15 protein-coding genes and 1 pseudogene are annotated in these 20,683 nt (G+C 65.9%); all 16 read left to right on the plus strand.

From position 1 onward, the window contains the following. Window positions 1-28 precede the first annotated feature (28 nt). The 16 genes and pseudogenes from rpsB (at window position 29) to dnaE (ending at window position 20,639) form a co-directional block, all read left to right on the plus strand. Entirely contained in the window at window positions 29-841 is an 813-nt protein-coding gene (rpsB, locus tag IFT58_RS03445) for a 30S ribosomal protein S2 (RefSeq protein ID WP_188324569.1), read from the plus strand. Between the two features lie 124 nt (window positions 842-965). Beyond that, the gene (gene tsf / locus IFT58_RS03450; RefSeq protein WP_192093886.1) at window positions 966-1,844 is read left to right on the plus strand and encodes a translation elongation factor Ts; all 879 of its coding nucleotides are present in this window, start codon (window positions 966-968) and stop codon (window positions 1,842-1,844) included. Window positions 1,845-2,124: 280 nt separating this feature from the next. Then, entirely contained in the window at window positions 2,125-3,666 is a 1,542-nt protein-coding gene (locus tag IFT58_RS03455) for a GGDEF domain-containing protein (RefSeq protein WP_192093887.1), read from the plus strand. A 121-nt stretch (window positions 3,667-3,787) separates the two neighbouring features. Beyond that, the gene (gene pyrH / locus IFT58_RS03460) at window positions 3,788-4,522 is read left to right on the plus strand and encodes a UMP kinase (protein ID WP_188324572.1); all 735 of its coding nucleotides are present in this window, start codon (window positions 3,788-3,790) and stop codon (window positions 4,520-4,522) included. 90 nt (window positions 4,523-4,612) lie between these two features. Beyond that, entirely contained in the window at window positions 4,613-5,170 is a 558-nt protein-coding gene (gene frr / locus IFT58_RS03465; RefSeq protein ID WP_188324573.1) for a ribosome recycling factor, read from the plus strand. Window positions 5,171-5,175: 5 nt separating this feature from the next. Next, entirely contained in the window at window positions 5,176-5,943 is a 768-nt protein-coding gene (gene uppS / locus IFT58_RS03470; protein ID WP_192080351.1) for a polyprenyl diphosphate synthase, read from the plus strand. Further along, window positions 5,940-6,782 carry a phosphatidate cytidylyltransferase gene (locus tag IFT58_RS03475; protein ID WP_188324575.1) on the plus strand — a complete coding sequence of 281 codons (843 nt, stop codon included), beginning with the start codon at window positions 5,940-5,942 and terminating at the stop codon, window positions 6,780-6,782. The genes uppS and IFT58_RS03475 overlap by 4 nt, the downstream gene beginning before the upstream one ends. Before the next feature lie 2 nt (window positions 6,783-6,784). Then, a complete protein-coding gene (gene dxr, locus IFT58_RS03480; RefSeq protein WP_192093888.1) occupies window positions 6,785-7,975 on the plus strand; it encodes a 1-deoxy-D-xylulose-5-phosphate reductoisomerase in 1,191 nt (396 codons plus the stop codon). A gap of 37 nt (window positions 7,976-8,012) precedes the next feature. Continuing rightward, the gene (gene rseP, locus IFT58_RS03485; RefSeq protein ID WP_192093889.1) at window positions 8,013-9,371 is read left to right on the plus strand and encodes an RIP metalloprotease RseP; all 1,359 of its coding nucleotides are present in this window, start codon (window positions 8,013-8,015) and stop codon (window positions 9,369-9,371) included. 89 nt (window positions 9,372-9,460) lie between these two features. After that, window positions 9,461-11,821 (plus strand): outer membrane protein assembly factor BamA, encoded by a 2,361-nt coding sequence (bamA, locus tag IFT58_RS03490; protein WP_192080343.1) that lies wholly within the window; start codon window positions 9,461-9,463, stop codon window positions 11,819-11,821. Window positions 11,822-12,153: 332 nt separating this feature from the next. Then, entirely contained in the window at window positions 12,154-13,176 is a 1,023-nt protein-coding gene (gene lpxD, locus IFT58_RS03495; RefSeq protein ID WP_192093890.1) for a UDP-3-O-(3-hydroxymyristoyl)glucosamine N-acyltransferase, read from the plus strand. Beyond that, a complete protein-coding gene (gene fabZ / locus IFT58_RS03500; protein WP_188324581.1) occupies window positions 13,173-13,643 on the plus strand; it encodes a 3-hydroxyacyl-ACP dehydratase FabZ in 471 nt (156 codons plus the stop codon). Before lpxD ends, fabZ begins: the two co-directional genes overlap by 4 nt. Before the next feature lie 19 nt (window positions 13,644-13,662). Then, the gene (lpxA, locus tag IFT58_RS03505; protein WP_188324582.1) at window positions 13,663-14,454 is read left to right on the plus strand and encodes an acyl-ACP--UDP-N-acetylglucosamine O-acyltransferase; all 792 of its coding nucleotides are present in this window, start codon (window positions 13,663-13,665) and stop codon (window positions 14,452-14,454) included. Between the two features lie 83 nt (window positions 14,455-14,537). Continuing rightward, window positions 14,538-15,701: pseudogene (gene lpxB / locus IFT58_RS03510) on the plus strand (lipid-A-disaccharide synthase); the annotation flags it as partial. Next, window positions 15,698-16,375 carry a ribonuclease HII gene (locus IFT58_RS03515; RefSeq protein ID WP_192093892.1) on the plus strand — a complete coding sequence of 226 codons (678 nt, stop codon included), beginning with the start codon at window positions 15,698-15,700 and terminating at the stop codon, window positions 16,373-16,375. The pseudogene lpxB and the gene IFT58_RS03515, both read left to right, overlap by 4 nt. Before the next feature lie 685 nt (window positions 16,376-17,060). After that, on the plus strand, window positions 17,061-20,639 hold the full coding sequence (dnaE, locus tag IFT58_RS03520) for a DNA polymerase III subunit alpha (RefSeq protein WP_188324585.1): 3,579 nt from the start codon (window positions 17,061-17,063) through the stop codon (window positions 20,637-20,639). The last annotated feature ends 44 nt before the right edge of the window (window positions 20,640-20,683 follow it).

The following is a 20,683-nucleotide window of genomic DNA, read 5'->3' on the forward strand; positions in this document are numbered from 1 at the left end:
ACGCAGGTTCCCTGTCAGGAGTAATGCAATGCCCCAGATCACCATGCGCCAGATGCTTGAAGCCGGCGTCCATTTCGGCCACCAGACCCGTTACTGGAACCCGAAAATGGCTCCGTACATCTTCGGTGCCCGCGGCAAGATCCACATCATCAACCTGGAAAAGACCGTCCCGCTGTTCAACGATGCGATGAACTTCATCTCCTCGATCGCACAGAAGCGCGGCATCATCCTGTTCCTGGGCACCAAGCGCAGCGCACGCGAGTCGATCCGCGAAGAAGCCGAGCGTTGCGGCATGCCGTTCATGAACCAGCGTTGGCTGGGCGGCACCCTGACCAACTTCCGTACCGTGAAGCAGTCGGTTGCCCGCCTGAAGGAACTGGAAGCCGGTGAGAACGACGGCAGCTTCGAGAAGCTGGTCAAGCACGAAGTGCTGGGCCTGCGTCGCGAGCGCGACAAGCTGGAAGCCTCGCTGGGCGGCATCAAGGACATGAACCGTCTGCCCGACGCGATCTTCGTCATCGATATCGGCCACGAAGACATCGCCATCAAGGAAGCCAAGAAGCTCGGCATCCCGGTGATCGCCGTGGTTGATACCAACTACAACCCGGAACTGGTCGATTACGCCATCCCGGGCAACGACGATGCCATCCGCGCCGTGCAGCTGTACGCCCGCGCTGCGGCTGACTCCGTGCTGGAAGGCAAGGCGGCTGCTCCGCATTCGGCCACCGTGCGCGAAGAAGAATTCGCCGACGCTGCCGCTGAAGGCGAAGAGGCCAAGCCGGCCCGTCGCGCTCCGGCCAAGAAGGCTGCCGAGAAGAAGTCGGGCGAAGCCCAGGCCTGATCCAGGCCCCCGGTGGGCGCCCTGCGCCCACCTCCCCTGCATGTCGCCACTGGCGGCTGACAGGGCCATGTCATACGGGCCGGCCATCATGCCGGCCCAACCCCTTTCTTTCTGAGGAAATCCCATGGAAATCACTGCTTCCCTGGTCAAGGAACTGCGCGAGCGCACCGGCGCCGGCATGATGGAGTGCAAGAAGGCGCTCGTCGAAAACAACGGCGACATCGAGCTGTCCATCGAAGCGCTGCGCAAGTCGGGTCTGGCCAAGGCCGACAAGAAGGCTGACCGCGTCGCGGCCGAAGGCATCATCCGCGCTGCACAGAACGGCGGCACCGCGGTGCTGGTCGAAATCAACTCCGAAACCGACTTCGTCGCCAAGGATGAGAACTTCACCAACTTCGCCGATTCGGTCGTTGCTGCCGCACTGTCCTCGGGCGCTGCCGACATCGCAACCCTGAACGACGTCAAGCTGGCGTCGGGCGAGACCATCAACGAGACCCGCGCTGCGGTGATCGCCAAGGTCGGTGAGAAGGTCGACGTGCGTCGCATCGTGCGCCTGGAAAGCACCCACAACGTGGCGGCCTACGTCCACGGTGGCCGCATCGGCGTGCTGGTGGAACTGGCCGGCGGCGACGCCGAGCTGGCCCGCGGCCTGGCCATGCACGTGGCAGCGATGAACCCGCCGCACAACAAGGCGGCCGATGTGCCGGCCGAGTTCGTTGCCAAGGAAAAGGAAATCGAGCTGGCCAAGATGACCGACAAGGACAAGGCCAAGCCGGCCGACATCCTCGAGAAGATCATCAGCGGCAAGATCGCCAAGATCGTCAACGAAGTGACCCTGTACGGCCAGCCGTACGTGCTGGACACCAACCAGTCGGTCGAGCAGGTACTGAAGGCCGCGGGTGCCGAAGTGGTCGGCTTCCAGCGTCTGGCCGTCGGCGAAGGCATCGAGAAGGTGGTGGAAGACTACGCCGCCGAAGTGATGAAGCAGGCTGGCCTGGCCTGATCGCCCGGTTGACCTGATTCACGGAAAAGCCGCGCTCTGCGCGGCTTTTTTTTGTTTCCCACGATGCCGGTCGCGTCCGCTGGCGCCGCGCCATGCTTGGCAGGATCCTCGAACGCCGCTGCGCTCGCCGACCGTGGGTCGGCGCTACCCACCGCGGCGCCTTTGCGTTATGTGGCGTTCGGACCGATACTCTTTCCAGGGGAGTTCGTAGGGTGCAAGGGGCATTACGCAGATCTGTGACGGAACCCCTATCCCGCCACATGTGAATGAACGACCCGATATGCCTCCTGAGCTGACAGCCGTCCTGGCGCTCTGCCGCAATCTTCCGTCGCCCCCCGGCATTGCCCTGCGCATCATCGAACTTGCCCAGGATCCCGAAGCGGACATCACCACCGCCGCCGACATCATCGCCATCGACATGGCGCTGAGTGCTCGCATGCTGCGTATCGCCAATTCGCCGCTGTATGCCAGCCGCCGCCGGATAGAAAACCTCGGCCAGGCGCTGACCATGCTGGGCCTGAACGCGACCATCAGCCTTGCCCTTGGATTCACCGTGACCCAGGGCCTGCTGGCCCGCGACAGTGGCAATGGTGGCCATGACCTGCGCGAACGCGTCTGGCGTCGCAGCATCCTCAGTGCGCTGGCCGCCAGCCAGCTAGGCCAGGCCCGCGGCCTGCGCCGACTGGAAGAACTGATGCTGGCCGGTCTGCTGCAGGATATCGGCATCCTCGCCCTGCTGCAGTCACACACGGACACCTACCAGCCGCTGCTGCGCGAGGCGGATGACAACGCCGCCCTGCTGGCCGCCGAGCGCACGCAGCTGCAGTGCACGCATGCGGACGTCGGCACGTGGATGGCCGGCCAGTGGGACCTGCCGCGCTACCTTGCCGAGTCCATCGCCCACAGCGAGGACCCCACGCTGTCCGACGACCATTTCCAGGCCTGTGTGCAACTCTCCGGCACCGTGGCGGACATCTGGCTCGACACCGATCCTGACGCGGCCCGCGAACGCGCCTTGGCCCAGGTGCATGCGCGGCTTGGGCTGGACAGTGCGCAGTTCGACCAGGTGCTGGCAAAAATCAGCGAGGCGCTGCCGACCATCGCCAGCCTGTTCGACACCGCCCCCACCACGCCCACGCGCGTACAGCTGCTCATCGACCACGCGCAGGAACTTGCCACGCTGCGCAACCTGCGTCAGCTGCAGGATGCCGAGCAGGCCCGTCGCCGCGCCGATGAGTTCGAAGCGCGCGCCAAGCGGCTGACCGAGCAGGCGCACCGCGATGCACTGACCGGCGTCCTCAACCGCCGCCAGCTGGAAGCCGTTCTGGAGCAGGAATTCCTGCGCGCGACGCGGCACGGCTGGCCGCTGTCGGTGGCCTTCATCGACCTGGACGACTTCAAGAAGATCAACGACGCGCATGGTCACCTGACCGGCGACGAAGTGCTGCGCGAGTTCGCCGGCAACCTGCAGGGCAAGCTGCGCACCAGCGATACGGTCGCGCGTTTTGGTGGCGAAGAGTTCGTCGCCCTGCTGCCGAATACCACCGAATCGGTCGCGCTGGATGTGATCCGCCGCGTACTGGCCAGCATCGTCATCACGCCGATGGCCATGAGCGAAGGCGGCCCACTGTTCGTCACGTTCTCCGCCGGCGTCGCGACCCAAGGGGGTTACGAGCGTTTCGCCGATGTGCAGGACCTGCTGCGCGCTGCCGATGACGTGCTGTACCGCTCCAAGAACCTGGGCCGCAACCGCGTCATCGCCCGCTCGCCCAGCGACGAGCCGTTCACCCGGGCCACGATGGAAAGCGGCAGCGCGGCCTGAACCCAGGCTCGCCAGCACACGGCCTTGGTGGCGCTGCACATGCCGCAGTGCACGAAAAGACTACAGCGGGGGCCCGCTTGCCAGTAGAATCTGCCGGGAATTCACGCATACCGAGGCCCCCATGTCCAAGCTCACCTATCGCCGCATCCTGTTGAAACTTTCCGGGGAGGCGCTGATGGGAGACGAGGACTACGGCATCGACCCCAAGGTCATCAACCGCCTCGCCCGTGAAGTCATCGAAGCGCAGCAGGCGGGCGCGGAGATCGCCCTGGTCATCGGCGGCGGCAACATCTTCCGCGGCGCCGGCCTGGCAGCGGGCGGCATGGACCGGGTGACCGGCGACCAGATGGGCATGCTGGCCACGGTGATCAACGCCCTGGCGATGCAGGATGCGCTCGAGAAAGTCGGCGCCAAGGCGCGGGTGATGAGCGCGATCAAGATCAACGACGTGTGCGAGGACTACATCCGCCGCCGCGCCATCCGGCACCTGGAAAAGGGCCGTCTGGTGATTTTCGCCGCCGGCGTGGGCAGCCCCTTCTTCACCACCGATTCGGGTGCCGCCCTGCGCGCCATCGAGATCGGTGCCGACCTGCTGCTGAAGGCCACCAAGGTCGATGGCGTCTACGACAAAGACCCGAACAAGTACGACGACGCCGTGCGCTTCGACAGCCTGACCTATGACGATGTCATCACCCGCGGCCTGGAGGTGATGGACACCGCCGCCTTCGCACTGGCGCGCGACAGCGACCTGCCGCTGCGCGTGTTCGACATGAGCCAGCCGGGCGAACTGCTGAAGATCCTGCACGGCGAGAACATCGGCACCCTGGTGCGCGGCCGCAACACGCCGGCCAACTGAGCGGCGGATGCACGGACGGGGCCGCACGGTCCCGGCTGGGGCCCTATTCGCCTATAATCGCCCGATTCCAGTACTACCCAGGATCGGGCGATGCTCAACGACATCAAGCAGAACGCGCGCGAGCGCATGACCAAGAGCATCGAAGCTCTGCGTCAAACCCTGACAGCCATCCGCACCGGCCGCGCCTCGCCGGCGCTGTTGAATGGCATTTCGGTGCTGGCCTATGGCACGCAGTCCCCGCTGGACAACGTGGCCTCCATCAGCGTTTCTGAAGGCCGCTCGCTGGTGATCTCGGTGTTCGACAAGGGCCTCGTCGCCGCGGTCGAGAAGTCGATCTACGCGTCCGACCTGGGCCTGACCCCGACCGTGGTCGGCACCGTCATCCGCCTCAACCTGCCGCCGCTCACCGAAGAGCGTCGCAAGGAACTGGCCAAGACCGTGGGCAAGGAAGGCGAGGAAACCAAGGTTTCCATCCGCAACATCCGTCGTGATGCCAACCAGGAAGTGGCCAAGCTGCTCAAGGACAAGGAAATCACCGAGGACGACAAGAAGCGCGCCGAAGACGACATCCAGAAGCTGACCGACAACAGCATCAAGGACGTCGACAAGGTGGTTGCCGAGAAGGAAAAGGAACTGATGGCGGTCTGAAGCAGATGCCTTCAGTCCCTCCACCGTTGCCAAGCGCGCTGCCGCGCCACGTTGCCATCATCATGGATGGCAACGGGCGTTGGGCACAGCAGCGCCGCCGCCCGCGCATGATCGGCCACCGCGCCGGCGCGCGCGCGGTCAACCGCACCATCGACCGTTGCCTGGAACTCGGTATTCCGGCGCTCACCCTGTTCGCGTTTTCCAGCGAGAACTGGGGCCGCCCGGACGACGAAGTACAGTCGTTGATGAAGCTGTTCCTGCACGCATTGGATCGCGAAGTGGACGAGCTGCATCGGCGCGGCGTGCGCGTGCGTTTCATCGGCGAGCGCGAGCGTTTCGGCGCTTCGCTGGTCAGCCGCATGCAGCTGGCCGAGCAACGCACCGCGGACAACCGTGCCATGACCCTGTGCATCGCCGCCAGCTACGGTGGCCGCCAGGATATCGCACGGGCCGCCCGCATCCTGGCGCAGGAAGTGGCTGCCGGCCGCCTGCTGCCGGAACAGATCGACGAGCATCTGCTCGGCACGCATGTCGCCCTGGCGGACATGCCGGCGCCGGACCTGTTCATCCGTACCGGCGGTGACACCCGCATCAGCAATTTCCTGCTCTGGCAGCTTGCCTACACCGAGCTGTGGTTCACCGACGTGCTGTGGCCGGATTTCGATGCCGACCAGCTGCAGCTTGCCCTGGACACCTATGCCAGCCGTGAGCGCCGCTTCGGGCTGACCAGCGCCCAGATCGCCGCTCTCGCCACCGAGACGTCCAGCCCATGACCAAGACCCGAGTCCTCGCCGCGCTGATCATGGCGCCGACGGCCATTGCCGCCATCCTGCTGCTGCCCAGCCAGTGGCTCGCCGCTGCCGCCGCCGCGGTCTTCCTGATCGGCCTGTGGGAGTGGCTGAAGCTGGCCGGCGTGGAAGACACGCTGGCCCGCACCACCCTGCTGCTGCTCAACCTCGTGCTGATGGTGCTGGTGGTCTGGGATCGCGATGCGTCGCTGTTCCTGTTCCGCGTCGCCGCCCTGATCGGTGTCGGCTGGTGGCTGCTGGCCCTGCTGTGGCTGCGTTTCTTCAACTTCGGCGCGCAGCCGGACAGCCATGCGCGCGCCCTCAAGCTGCTCGCCGGCACGTTGGCGGTGCTGCCGGCCTGGGCCTCGCTGGTGCTGCTGCACGCCTCCAGTGACCAGGGCCACCTGTGGCTGCTGACCGCACTGGCCGTGGTGTGGGCTGCCGACTCCGGCGCCTACTTCGCGGGCCGCACCTTCGGCAAGCACAAGCTGGCGCCGCGCATCAGCCCCAACAAGACCTGGGAAGGTCTGTTCGGCGGCCTGATCGCCGGTCTGATCGTCGCGACCGCCTTCGGCCTGGGCTTCGGCGTGGCCGACTGGACGCTGGTCACCGTGGCGCAGCTGCCGTGGCTGCTGCTGGTGACCACCGTGGCGGTGTTCGCCTCGGTGCTGGGCGACCTGTTCGAGAGCCTGCTCAAGCGCCACGCGGGCGCCAAGGACTCCGGCCACATCATCCCCGGCCATGGCGGCGTGCTGGACCGGGTCGACGGCGTGTTGGCCGCCCTGCCGGTGTTCGCCATCGGCAAGGAAATCTTCGGGCTCTGACCATGCATGCCTCCCCTGCCCTGCGCCGTGTCGCCGTCTTCGGCGCCACCGGCTCCATCGGCGCCTCTGCGCTGGATGTCATCGCCCGTCACCCGGACCGGTTCCAGCCCACGGTGCTGGCGGCCGGCTCGCAGGTCGATGCGTTGCTGGCCCTGTGCCGCGCGCATCGCCCCCTGCATGCGGTGATCGCCGATGAAGCGCTGTATGCACGCCTGCGCGACGGCCTGCGCGACGCCGGCCTGGCGACCACCGCCCACGCCGGCGATGCCGCCCTGGATGCACTGGCTGCGGGAGACACCTGCGATACGGTGATCGCCGCGATCGTCGGTGCGGCCGGGCTGTCGTCCACGCTGGCCGCCGCGCGGGCCGGCAAACGCATCCTGCTGGCCAACAAGGAATCGCTGGTGCTGGCCGGCGAACTGCTGATGCGCACCGCGCAGCAGGCACACGCCGAGATCATCCCGATCGACAGCGAACACAGCGCCATCTTCCAGTGCCTGCGCTCGCGCGATGCCAGCCTGGACGGTGCCGGCGTGCGCCGCATCCTGCTGACCGCATCCGGTGGCCCCTTCCGTGGCCGCAGCCGCGCCGAGCTGGAGCAGGTCACCCCGGCGCAGGCCGTTGCCCACCCGAAATGGTCGATGGGCCCCAAGATTTCGGTCGATTCAGCCACCCTGATGAACAAGGGGCTGGAAGTCATCGAAGCCCACCACCTGTTCGGGGTACCCGCCGCGCGCATCGAGGTACTGGTGCATCCGCAGAGTCTGGTGCACTCCCTGGTGGAGTTCGTGGACGGGTCCACGCTGGCGCAACTGGGCCTGCCGGACATGCGCACCACCCTGGCCGTGGGCCTGGGCTGGCCGCAGCGCATCGATGCCGGCGTTGGCGGGCTGGATCTGCTGCGCCAGGGCCGGCTGGACTTCGAAGCCCCCGATACCGACGCGTTCCCGTGCCTGGCCTTGGCCTGGCACGCGATGCGGGCCGGCGGCACGGCGCCGGCGGTGCTGAACGCGGCCAATGAAGAGGCTGTTTCAGCGTTTCTTCAGGGAAGGGTAGGCTTTCTGGCCATTCCTGCCTTGGTGGATAACGCGCTCTCAACACTGCCGGTCGAGCCTGCCGATACACTGGGCGGCCTGCTCGCCGCTGACCAGCGTGCCCGTTTGATCACCCGGACTGCCATCGAAGCCCTCTGAATGCCGCCCTGCCCTGCCGCCACCACTGCGCTCTCCCATGACTGAGTTCCTCGGATCGGTGTGGTGGATGATCGTCAGCCTGGGCCTGCTCGTGACCATTCATGAGTTCGGGCACTACTGGGTTGCGCGCCGCTGCGGGGTCAAGGTGCTGCGCTTTTCCGTCGGCTTCGGCAAGCCGCTGTGGTCGCGCCGCGACCGCCATGGCACCGAGTTCGCCATTGCCGCCATTCCGCTCGGCGGCTACGTGAAGATGCTTGATGAGCGTGAGGTGGAGGTCCATCCGCACGAGCGCGGCCAGGCCTTCAACCATAAGACCGTCTGGCAGCGCATCGCGGTGGTCGCCGCCGGTCCGCTGGCCAACCTGCTGCTGTGCATGCTGCTGCTGTGGGCGATGTTCGTGATCGGCAAGCAGGACTATTCGGCCACGGTCGGCCGCGCCACCGGCATGGCCCAGGTGGCCGGGCTGCAGGGCGGCGAGCGCATCCTGTCGGTCGATGGACGCTCGGTCGCCACCGTGGGCGAGGCCAGCATGGCGCTGACCGCCGCCGCCATGGACCGTCATGACGTGACCCTCCAGGTAGTGGATGCGCAGGAACGTCGTCATCAGCGCACTCTGCCGCTGTCCCAGCTGCCGGCGGGCTTCGATGAACGCCGCGTCGCCCCGTTGGCCGGCATCAACTGGCAGTTCTGGCTGCAACCCGCGTTGGTGGACCGGCTGGTGGACGATTCCGCCGTGCGCGGCGTGCTGCAGCCGGGCGACCTGATCGTGGCCGTGGACGGCGAGCGGATAGATGCCGCCGACCAGGTCTATCCGGCCGTACAGGCGCTGGGCAAGCGCGGCGGCCCGGGCATGATCGACGTGCTGCGCGGTGGCGAGCGCCTGGCCCTGGAAGTCGCGCCACGACAAGGCCTGGACGGCAACAGAGAGCCGGTCTGGCAACTCGGCATCGGTTTCAGTGAGGCGCACGCCCCGGTTTACGACACCGTGCTGAAGTACGGCCCGCTGGCCGCGGTGCCCGTGGCGATCAGCGAAACCGGGCGCATGGCCTCCGACTCCCTCGGGATGATGCGCCGCATCGTCACCGGCAATGCCTCGCTGCAGAACGTTTCCGGCCCCGTCACCATTGCCCGGGTGGCCAATGTTTCCGCGCAACGGGGGGTGGATTGGTTCCTTCAGTTCCTCGCCCTGCTGTCGCTCAGCCTGTGCATCATCAACCTGCTGCCCATTCCCGTCTTGGACGGAGGGCACCTGCTGTATTACCTTATCGAGTTGGTCAAGGGCAGCCCGCTCAGCGAGCGTGCCATGGCGGCCGGCCAGTTTGTCGGTCTCGCGCTGCTGGCCGGGCTGATGGGATTGGCGTTCTACAACGACATCCTCGGCCTGGTCACGCGATGAACATGGGCTCTGTAATGAACTTTTTCCTGCTGTCGCCGTCTACAACGTCGGCATTCCGCACTACGCAATCGACCTCTACCGGACGTGACATGACGCGACTCCCGAACCGCCGCCTGCTGGCCCTCGCCCTCGCTGTTGGAATCGGCGCCCCCGCACTGGCGCAGGCTGCCGCCCCCTTCACGGTCAGCGACATCCGCGTGGACGGCCTGCAGCGCATCAGCTCCGGCACCGTGTTCACCTACCTGCCGGTGGAACGTGGCCAGGCGCTCACCGACGCCAAGGTCAGCGAAACCATCCGTGCCCTGTACAAGACCGGCTTCTTCGAAGACGTCCAGCTGGACCGCCAGGGCGACATCCTGGTGGTCACGGTCAAGGAGCGTCCGGCGATCAACAAGCTCACCGTCACCGGCAACAAGGACATCAAGTCCGACCAGCTGCTGAAGGGCCTGAGCGACATCGGCCTGACCGAAGGCGGCACGTTCGACCGCCTGAGCCTGGACCGCGTGACCCAGGAACTGCGTCGCCAGTACAACGACCGCGGCAAATACAACGTGGAAATCACCCCGACGGTGAGCCCGCTGGACCGCAACCGGGTCGATATCGCGATCACCATCAAGGAAGGCAAGGCGGCCAAGATCCGCCACGTCAACCTGATCGGTACCGAAAAATACCCGGCCGAAGACATCCTGGACACGTGGGAATCGAAGGAGCACAACTGGGCGTCGTGGTACCGCCGTGATGACCAGTACTCCAAGGAAAAGATGTCCGGCGACCTGGAGAAACTGAACTCCTGGTACCTGGACCGCGGCTACGTGGACTTCAGCATCGACTCCACCCAGGTGTCGATCAGCCCCGACAAGCGCGACATGTTCATCAGCGCCGGCGTCACCGAAGGCGAGCAGTACAAGATCTCCGAGATCAAGGTCAGCGGCGACACCGTGCTGCCGCAGGAAGACGTCGAGCGCATGGTCATCCAGAAGTCGGGTGACACGTTCTCGCGCGCCCTGCTGGAATTCAGCTCGAACAGCATCACCAATTCGCTGTCGAACATCGGCTATGCCTTTGCCAAGGTGAACCCGATCCCGACCACCAACCGTGCCGACCGCACGGTGGCGATCAACATGCAGGTCGTGCCGGGTCCGCGCGTGTCCGTGCGGCAGATCCAGTTCCGCGGCAACACGCGCACCTCCGATGAAGTGCTGCGTCGCGAAATGCGCCAGTTCGAGAACAGCTGGTACTCGCAGGCCGCCATCGACCGTTCCAAGATCCGCCTGCAGCGCCTGGGCTACTTCGAAGCGGTGGATGTGCAGTCCACCCCGGTCACCGGCAGCAACGACCAGGTCGACGTGGTGTACAACGTCAAGGAAACCACGTCGGGCAGCTTCGTGTTCGGCCTGGGTTACTCGCAGTCGTACGGCATGACCACCTCGGTGCAGCTGTCGCAGAACAACTTCCTGGGCGGCGGCAACCGCGTGTCGGTGGAAGCCTCGCGCAGCAGCTACCTGCAGCGTTATGGCTTCAGCTACACCAATCCGTACTTCACCGATGACGGCGTGTCGCTGGGCTACAACCTGTCGTGGCGCGAGCTCGATTACTCCGACTTCAACACTGCGCAGTACAACAGCACCAACGGTGCAGCGCAGGTGGTGTTCGGCGTGCCGATCACCGAGACCGATACGGTCTCGTTGATGTTCGGTATCGATAGCAACCAGATCCAGACGTATGGCAGCACGCCGGCTTCGATCAGGGACTACATCAATGCGGTGGGGCATCAGACCTTCCACGCTTGGCGTACCGAGCTTGGCTGGGCGCGTGACTCGCGCAATGACTACTTCATGCCCACCCGCGGTACTTATCAGCGCGTAGGCTTGGAAACGACTCTGCCTGGGTCGACCGTTGAGTACTACAAGCTGAACTACCAGATCAGCAAGTACTGGCCGATCATTCCGTCCCTCGTCATCAACACCCGTTTCGAAGTCGGCTACGGCGATAGTTACGGGAACGACGTGTCGCGCGTTGTGACCGAGGCGGATGGCACCCAGCGCGTGATTACCGCCTCCGGCCTGCCGTTCTACGAGAATTTCTACGCAGGCGGCACCAACTCGGTACGTGGCTTCGAGGACAACACTCTGGGTCCGCGCGAAGTCACACCCGGCTATCCGAATGGCCAGCCGCTCGGCGGCTCCCTCAAAACGGTGGGCTCGGTGGAAGCGTACTTCCCGCGCCTGTTCGACAGCCCGTCGGCCCGCGTCTCAGCGTTTTTGGACTTCGGCAACGTATACAACGGCACGGACAACTTCAAGGCCAACGAACTGCGTGTGTCCACCGGTGTGGCCCTGCTGTGGCGCGCCCCGGTCGGCCCGATCTCGATCAGCTACGCCTTCCCGCTCAAGAAGGAAGACGGCGACGAAGTCGAACGCCTGCAGTTCACGTTCGGCGGTCAGTTCTAAGCAGTCCGCACGAAACAACAGAAACGCCGGGCATTGCCCGGCGTTTCTGTTTGGCAGCTCCGGGTCGCGCCGAGCCATGCTTGGCCGGCTCATGCAGCGGCAACACGCCCTCCCGTTTCAAGGCACCCCGCGCTTCGCGCTCGCCGAGCATGGCTCGGCGCTACGGCGTCGGCGGGCGTGGCGAACACGCGTCGGTGGGCGTGGCGGACACGGCTACGTGGGCGTGCCGAATGTGGCGAGTGACCGGTGAAACGGCACCGGGGCCCTCGTCCTGACCGCCCTGGTGGGGGCAGTAACATGACCGTTGTCACGCCACACGGTAAACTCCCCGCGTGAATACTCCTACCTACTCCGCCCAGCAACTCGCCGAGCAGTTCGGCCTGCAGGTCCATGGCGATGCCTCCACCGTGATCGGTGGCGTGGCGACGCTGGCCCATGCCGGACCGGCCCAGCTCACCTTCCTGGCCAATCCCCGCTACCGTGTGCAGCTGGCCGACAGCAAGGCCGGCATCGTGGTGCTGCGTGCCGAGGATGCCGAGTCCGCGCCCGGCACGGCGCTGGTCGCCAAGGACCCGTACAACACGTTCGCCCGCATCGCGGCACTGTTCGATGTAGCCCCCACCCGCCCGCCGGGCATCCATCCCAGCGCGGTCATCGACCCCAGCGCACAGGTGGCCGCCAGTGCCCATGTCGGGCCCTTCGTCATCATTGGCGAGCGCAGCGTGATCGGCGAGAACTGCATCATCGGCGCGGGCAGCGTGATCGGCGAAGACTGCAGCCTGGACAGCGGCTGCGAACTCATCGCGCGGGTCACCCTGGTCACCCGGGTGAAGCTGGGCAAGCGGGTACGCATCCATCCCGGCGCCGTGCTCGGCGCCGATGGATTCGGCCTGGCCATGGACGCGGGCAAGTGGATCAAGGTTCCGCAGCTCGGTGGTGTGCGCATCGGCGACGACTGCGAGATCGGCGCCAATACCTGCGTGGACCGTGGCGCCCTGGAGGACACCGTGCTGGCTGAAGACGTGCGCCTGGACAACCTGGTGCAGGTCGCCCACAACGTACAGATCGGCGCGCATTCGGCGATTGCCGGCTGCACGGGTATCGCCGGCAGCGCGAAGATCGGCCGTTACTGCCTGCTTGGCGGGGCCGTCGGCGTGGTGGGCCATCTTGAAATCTGCGACAAAGTCGTGGTCACCGGTAAATCGGTGGTCCGCAACTCCATTACCGAGCCGGGCGAGTATTCCTCCGGCACGCCGTTGACCGACAACCGCACGTGGCGCAAGAACGCCGCGCGCTTCAAACAGCTCGATGCGCTGGCCCGTCGCATCCTGTCTGTGAGCAAGGAGAAGGAATGAGCCAGGAACAGACCCCGTCGGACATCGACCTGCCCGACATCGCCCAGATCCGGGCCTTGATCCCGCACCGCTACCCTTTCCTGCTGGTGGACAAGGTGGTGTCGCTCGACTTCGAGAAGCGCAAGATCGTCGCCCGCAAGAACGTCAGCATCAACGAGCCGTTCTTCCAGGGCCATTTCCCCGAACAGCCGATCATGCCCGGCGTGCTGATCATCGAAGCCATGGCGCAGGCGGGCGGCGTGCTCACCCAGCTCACGCTGGGCCGGGATGCGCAGTCCAAGCTGTTCTACATGGTGAAGGTGGACAATGTCCGCTTCAGCGACAAGGTGGTCCCCGGCGATGTGCTGGAGATGCACGTGGAGATCAAGCGCGTGATCCGCAACATGGCGGTGTACGACTGCAAGGCCTTCGTCGACGGCAGGATCGTCGCCTGCGCCGAAGTCATGTGTGCCGGCACCCGCGAATAACCTACAAGGAGGACCACCGATGAGCGGACACGCTCCGTTGATCCACCCCACGGCAGTGATCGATCCGTCGGCGAAGCTCGCCGACGGCGTCCGCGTGGGCGCATTCACCCTGATCGGGGCCGATGTTGAAATCGGCGAAAACACCGAGATCGGCCCGCATTGCAGCATCCACGGCCCGACCCGTATCGGCCGCGACAACCGGTTCATCGGCCACGCCGCCATCGGTGGCGAGCCGCAGGACAAGAAATACAACGCCGAAAAGACCGAGCTGGTGATGGGCGACCGCAATGTCATCCGCGAGTTCGTCACCATCAACCGGGGTACCGGCGGTGGCGGTGGCATAACCACCGTCGGTGATGACAACTGGATGCTGGCGTACACCCACGTCGCGCACGATTGCCACGTCGGCAGCCACTGTGTGTTCTCCAACAACACCACGCTGGCCGGCCACGTGACCGTGGGCGACCATGTGATCATCAGCGGCTTCGCCGGTGCCCACCAGTTCTGCCGTATCGGCGCGCATGCTTTCCTGGGCATGGGGGCGCTGACCAATGGCGATGTCCCGCCGTTCACCATGGTCGGCAGTGATTCGCTGGGCCGTCCGCGCGGCATCAACAGCGAAGGCCTGAAACGCCGCGGCTTCGACGCCGAGCGCATCGCCAGCATCAAGCGCGCGTACCGCACCCTGTACGTTGCCGGCCTGCCGCTGGCCGAGGCCAAGGTGCAACTGGCCGAGCAGGCGCGCAGCAGCGAAGACGTCAAGGCGCTGCTGGAGTTCATCGAACAGGCCGAGCGGCCGCTGCTGCGATGAACCAGACCACGCTGCCGCCCACGGCCGAGGTCATCCTGTTGCGTGAAGCACCGGCTGCCAGCGCCCCCGCGCGTGTCGATACGCGTCCGCTGCGCGTGGCGCTGGTGGCGGGCGAAGCATCAGGTGACCAGCTGGGCGCAGGGTTGGTACGCGAGTTGAAGGCACGCTTCCCCAATGCAGAGTTTGCTGGCATCGGCGGTGACGGCATGCGCCATGCGGGCTGCCAGACCTGGTTCGACGCCAGCGAGTTGGCCGTGATGGGGCTGACCGAAGTGCTGCGCCATCTGCCGCGGTTGCTGAAGCTGCGTTCGCAGTTCCGCCAGCGCGTGCTGGAGTGGCAGCCTGATGTGTTCATCGGCATCGACGCGCCCGACTTCAACCTGGGCGTGGAGCGCTGGCTGAAGCAGCGCGGCATCCGCACCGTGCACTACGTCAGCCCCTCGGTGTGGGCATGGCGCGAGAAACGCGCGGAGAAGATCGGCGAGAGCGCGGACCTGGTGCTGTGCCTCTTCCCGATGGAGCCGCCCATCTATGCGCGGCACGGCATCGATGCGCGGTTTGTCGGCCACCCGATGGCCGATGACATCCCGATGCACGTGGATCGCGAGCAGGCGCGCGCCGACCTGGGCCTGCCGTCCAATGCGAAAGTGCTGGCGGTGCTGCCGGGCAGCCGGCTGGGCGAAATCAGCCGGCTGGGCGAGCCCTTCTTCGAGGCGGCCTGGCAGGTATGCGAACGCATTCCCGGATTGCACGTCGTCGTGCCGGCCGCGAATGCCGCGTGCCGTCAGTTGATCGACCAGCAGCTCTCCCGCTCTGCGTTCCCTGTGGTGCATTCCCATGTGCTGGACGGGCAGGCGCGCACCGCGATGATCGCCGCCGACGTGGTGGTGCTCGCTTCGGGCACGGCCACGCTGGAGGCGATGCTGGTGAAGCGCCCCATGGTGGTCGGCTACCGGGTCAACGAGCTGACCTACCGGCTGGTCAAGGCGCTGGGCCTGCTGAAGGTCGATCGCTATGCCCTGCCGAACATCCTGGCCAACAAGGATCTGGCGCCGGAACTGATGCAGCACGATTGCGTGCCGGAAAAGCTGGCCGCTGCGATCCAGCAGTGGTTCGACCATCCGCAGAAAAGCATCGACCTGCAGGCCACGTATCAACAGTTGCACACCCTGCTGCGGCGTGATGCCTCGGCCCGCGCGGCCGATGCCGTGGCCGAGCTGGTGGCGCGCGATGTGGTGCCCCGGTGAGCCGTCGTGCTGCCGCTGCCGCGACGATGACGCTGTTCAGCGGCAACGCAGCGGCAACCGTGGTCGTGCAGCGTATCGCCGGCGTGGATGAGGCCGGTCGCGGCCCGTTGGCCGGCCCGGTGTCCGTGGCTGCGGTGGTGTTCGATCCTGCGCGGCCGCGCATCAACGGCCTGGACGATTCCAAACAGTTGACTGCGGCCCGCCGTGACCAGTTGTACGACCGCATCATCGACCGTGCGCTGGCGTGGCATGTGGTCCTGGTCGATGCCCCCACCGTGGACCGGCTGAACATCTATCAGGCGACACTGCAGGGCATGCGCGAGGTGGTGGCGGCGGTTGCGCACGCGGCCGATCTGGCACGCATCGATGGCAACGTGGTGCCCAAGGGTCTGGTGCTGCCGGGCGAAGCGTTGATCGGGGGCGACGCCATCGACCGCGCGATCATGGCTGCTTCGATCCTCGCCAAGGTCAGCCGTGACCGCTACATGCAGCGCGTGCACGAGCAATTTCCGTATTTCGGCTTCGACCAGCACAAAGGGTATGGCACGCCCATGCACCTGGCGGCATTGCGCGAACACGGACCGTGCCTGGAACACCGGCGCAGCTTCGCGCCCGTGCGGGAGTGCCTGGCCGCGCCGGTTGCTGCTCCTTTGGAGATGGCGCTGGCGCTGTAGGTGGGTCGAACGGGTGAGACCCCCTCGCGGGTGGATCTGACAGCGGGTTCCGAGCTTGGGGCCGGGCGGTGGGGCTGGGACGGGGGACGGCAAGGGCCGCATCCATGCGTGCCTCGTTTCGCGCCATCCATGGCGCTCAACGCCCCCACCCAGCCGCACCGCCCGGCCCCCTGACAGGTTCCGTGGCCGCCAGCCGCGTAGTAAAAAAAAGAGAAAAGCGGTAGCGCCGACCCATGGTCGGCGAGCGCAGCGGGCCGTTGGCGGGGACATTCCGCCGACCATGGGTCGGCGCTACCGCAGGCATCGTTGACCCGTCTGGTGAAGGGAGCCCCTGAGTCAGGGGCGGCCGCGAAGCGGCGGGGTGTGGGTGCTGGTGAGACGGGGCCCGCGGTTTGCGCAGCAAAGCGTGGGAGCGGCAGCGCGAATGCGATGACGTGGCCCGTGCCGCGAAGCGGCGGGGTGTGGGTGCCGGTGAGACGGGGCCCGCGGTTTGCGCAGCAAAGCGTGGGAGCGGCAGCGCGAATGCGATGACGTGGACCCGCGCAGCGCGCCCCTTCCTCTACGTCAAGACCTTGTCCGTACAGGTCACCGCCGGTACCCTGAGCGGGCACTCCTGCGCACCTGTGACCCCGGCGGCCGTTCCTACGCCTGCTCCCGGGGCCGGTGCGCTCCAACCTGGTCCGGCATGTCCAACTCCCGTTTCGTCCATCTCCACGTCCACACCGAATTTTCGCTGGCGGATTCCACCATCCGTGTGCCGGCGAAACCGGAACAGGCTGACCCGAAGAAAGCCAAACAGGCCAACCTGCTGTCGCGCTCGGTCGAGCTCGGGCTGCCCGCGCTGGCAGTCACCGATCTGAACAACCTGTTCGCCCTGGTGAAGTTCTACAAGGCGGCTGAAGGCGTGGGCATCAAACCGATCGCCGGCGCCGACGTGATGATCGCCGAGGAAGGCCAGGATCCGTGGCGGATGACCCTGCTGTGCCGCGACCGCGAAGGCTATCTCAGCCTGTCCCGGCTGCTCACGCGTGCCTGGATGGAGGGCCATCGCCCGGAAGGCGGCGTCGCGGTGCATCCGGAATGGCTGAAGGCCGGCTGCCAGAACCTGTTCGCGCTTACCGGCCGTGAAAGCCTCGCCGGACGTCTCGCTGCGGCAGGCAAACATGAGCTTGCCGAGCAGCAACTGGCTGACTGGCAGCGCGTGTTCGGCGATGGACTGCACCTGGAACTGACCCGCACCGGCCGCGACGGCGAAGAAGCCTTCAACCAGTTCGCGCTGATGGCAGCGGGCCAGCGTGGCCTGCCGGTCATCGCCAGCAACGATGTGCGCTTCCTGCAACCGACCGATTTCAACGCGCACGAAGCGCGCGTGTGCATCGCCTCCGGTCGCGTGCTGGATGACCCCAAGCGCCCGCGGGACTACAGCGACCAGCAGTACCTGAAGTCGGCCGAGGAGATGTGCGCGCTGTTCGCCGACATCCCTGATGCCATCGACAATACGCGTGCGCTGGCAGAGCGCTGCAACATCGAGATGCGGCTGGGCACCTACTTCCTGCCCAACTACCCGGTGCCCGACGACGAGACGCTGGACAGCTGGATCCGCAGCGAGTCGCGCAAGGGCCTGGCACTGCGCCTGGAAAAGAACCCGGTCGCTGCCGGCATGACCGCGCAGGACTACAGCGAGCGTCTGGAATTCGAGCTGGATACCATCATCAAGATGGGCTTCCCCGGTTACTTCCTGATCGTGGCGGACTTCATCCAGTGGGGCAAGAACCAGGGCATCCCGATCGGGCCCGGCCGTGGTTCGGGTGCCGGTTCGCTGGTGGCGTGGGCGCTGCAGATCACTGATCTGGATCCCCTGCCCTACAACCTGTTGTTCGAGCGCTTCCTCAACCCGGAACGCGTGTCGATGCCCGACTTCGACATCGACTTCTGCATGGACCGCCGCGACGAAGTCATCGACTACGTCGCGCGCAAGTACGGCCGCGAGCGGGTCAGCCAGATCATCACCTACGGCACCATGGCGGCCAAGGCCGTGGTGCGTGACTGCGGTCGCGTGCTGGGCTTCCCGTACGGCCTGGTCGATGGCGTGGCCAAGCTGATTCCGAACATCCTCGGCATTTCGCTGAAGGATGCGATGGGGGAAGGCAAGGACAGCGAGATGGCCTCGCCGGAACTCATCCAGCGCTACCAGAGCGAAGACGATGTCCGCGACCTGATCGATCTGGCGCGCCAGCTGGAAGACCTGACCCGCAATGCCGGCAAGCATGCCGGTGGCGTGGTCATCGCCCCCGAACCACTGGCCGAGTTCTGCCCGCTGTTCGCCGAACACGATGAAAACGGCATCGGCCGCAACCCGGTCACCCAGTTCGACAAGAACGATGTGGAAGAAATCGGCCTGGTGAAGTTCGACTTCCTGGGCCTGCGCACGCTGACCATCATCGACTGGGCAGTGAAGGCGATCAACAAGCGCCACGAGCGCGCCGGCATTCCGCCGGTGGATATCGCCGCGCTGCCGCTGGATGATGCGGCGACCTACAAGGACATCTTCGCCTCCGGCAACACCGGCGCGGTGTTCCAGTTCGAATCCTCCGGCATGCGCCGCCTGCTGAAGGACGCCAAGCCCGATCGGTTCGAAGACCTGATCGCGCTGGTGTCGCTGTATCGCCCCGGCCCGATGGACCTCATTCCCTCCTTCGTCGACCGCAAACATGGGCGCGAGGATGTGGAGTATCCCGATCCGCGCACCGAACGCATCCTGCGCGACACCTACGGCATCATGGTGTATCAGGAACAGGTGATGCAGATGGCGCAGATCGTCGGCGGCTACTCGCTGGGCGGCGCCGATCTGCTGCGTCGCGCGATGGGCAAGAAGGTGCCGGCCGAGATGGCCAAGCATCGCGAAATCTTCCGCGAGGGCGCGGCCAAGGACGGTGTAGGCGAAGCCAAGGCCGATGCGATCTTCGACCTGATGGAGAAGTTCGCCGGCTACGGTTTCAACAAGTCGCACGCTGCCGCCTACGCGCTGGTGAGTTACCAGACCGCATGGCTGAAACGCCATTATCCCGCCGAGTTCATGGCCGCCACGCTGTCCTCGGACATGGACAACACCGAGAAGGTCGTCGGCTTCCTCGACGAGGTGCGCAACCTCGGCCTGACCGTGCTGCCGCCGAAGGTGAACCAGTCCGCCTACATGTTCGAGGCCGCCACGCCGGACACCATCCAGTACGGTCTGGGAGCGATCAAGGGCGTGGGCCAGGGCGCCTGCGAGGCCGTGGTCGATGAGCGCCTGCAGAAGGGCGCGTACACCAACCTGCTGGATTTCTGCACGCGTATCGGCTCGGCCAAGCTCAACCGGCGCACGCTGGAGGCGATGATCAACTGCGGTGCGCTGGACGAACTGGGCCGCAACCGCGCGTCGTTGATGCTGCAGCTACCGGAGGTGATCAAGGCCACCGAGCAGATGGCGCGCGAGCGTGCATCGGGCCAGAACTCGCTGTTCGGTGGACCGGACCCGAGTGCGCCGGCAATCCACCTGGAACTGCAGGAGACCGACGAATGGCCGCTGCTGCAGCGGCTCACCGGCGAGCGCGACACGCTGGGGTTCTATCTCAGCGGACATCCGTTCGACCCGCATCGCGACGATGTGCGTGATCTGGTCGGCACCGATCTGGGCGCCGTGGAAAAAATCTGGAGTGCCAACAGCGGCGGTGGTGGCGGTGAAAAGCGCTGGCGCCCGGAAGTACAGACGGTACTGGCCGGCCAGGTGGTTGGCGTGCGCCGCAAGGGCGAAAGCCAGATCTTCATCCAGCTGGAAGATGGTCGCGGCCGGGTGGAATGCAGTGCGTTCTCCGATGCGATGGCCGAGTTCGGCCACCTGATGACCAAGGACCGCATCCTGGTGGTCAAGGGCGGCCTGCGCGAAGACGAGTTCAATGGCGGCTTCGCCCTGCGCATCCGCCAGTGCTGGGATTTCGACGAGGTCTGTGCCAACTACGCCACCCGGCTTTCACTGCGGGTGGACCTGCGCCGTGAACGCCCCGTGTGGCAGCGCCTGAACGCACTGCTGGACCGGCATCGCCCCGGCCGTACGCCCCTGCGCCTGGACCTGCTGTTGAAGGACGAGGAAGGCTCGCTTGCAGGCATGCTGGACGTGGGCGGCGACAGCGCGGTGCGCATCGATTCCAAGCTGATCGACGCCCTGCGCGCCGACCCGGCAATCCGCACCCTGAAGGTGCGCTACAGCCCGCCCTGGGCGAGCTGACCAGACGACGGCGTACGGGGCATCTGCACGCATTCGGCTAAACT

Origin of the sequence: Stenotrophomonas sp. CFBP 13718 (genome assembly GCF_014842145.1) — a bacterium.
In the GTDB taxonomy this organism is placed as follows: Bacteria; Pseudomonadota; Gammaproteobacteria; order Xanthomonadales; family Xanthomonadaceae; genus Stenotrophomonas.

Bases quoted from the DNA above. Each gene is read 5' to 3' on its own strand.
- rpsB (WP_188324569.1), top strand. From the start codon at position 29: ATGCCCCAGATCACCATGCGCCAGATGCTTGAAGCCGGCGTCCATTTC.
- tsf (WP_192093886.1), top strand. From the start codon at position 966: ATGGAAATCACTGCTTCCCTGGTCAAGGAACTGCGCGAGCGCACCGGC.
- IFT58_RS03455 (WP_192093887.1), top strand. From the start codon at position 2,125: ATGCCTCCTGAGCTGACAGCCGTCCTGGCGCTCTGCCGCAATCTTCCG.
- pyrH (WP_188324572.1), top strand. From the start codon at position 3,788: ATGTCCAAGCTCACCTATCGCCGCATCCTGTTGAAACTTTCCGGGGAG.
- frr (WP_188324573.1), top strand. From the start codon at position 4,613: ATGCTCAACGACATCAAGCAGAACGCGCGCGAGCGCATGACCAAGAGC.
- uppS (WP_192080351.1), top strand. From the start codon at position 5,176: ATGCCTTCAGTCCCTCCACCGTTGCCAAGCGCGCTGCCGCGCCACGTT.
- IFT58_RS03475 (WP_188324575.1), top strand. From the start codon at position 5,940: ATGACCAAGACCCGAGTCCTCGCCGCGCTGATCATGGCGCCGACGGCC.
- dxr (WP_192093888.1), top strand. From the start codon at position 6,785: ATGCATGCCTCCCCTGCCCTGCGCCGTGTCGCCGTCTTCGGCGCCACC.
- rseP (WP_192093889.1), top strand. From the start codon at position 8,013: ATGACTGAGTTCCTCGGATCGGTGTGGTGGATGATCGTCAGCCTGGGC.
- bamA (WP_192080343.1), top strand. From the start codon at position 9,461: ATGACGCGACTCCCGAACCGCCGCCTGCTGGCCCTCGCCCTCGCTGTT.
- fabZ (WP_188324581.1), top strand. From the start codon at position 13,173: ATGAGCCAGGAACAGACCCCGTCGGACATCGACCTGCCCGACATCGCC.
- lpxA (WP_188324582.1), top strand. From the start codon at position 13,663: ATGAGCGGACACGCTCCGTTGATCCACCCCACGGCAGTGATCGATCCG.
- dnaE (WP_188324585.1), top strand. From the start codon at position 17,061: ATGTCCAACTCCCGTTTCGTCCATCTCCACGTCCACACCGAATTTTCG.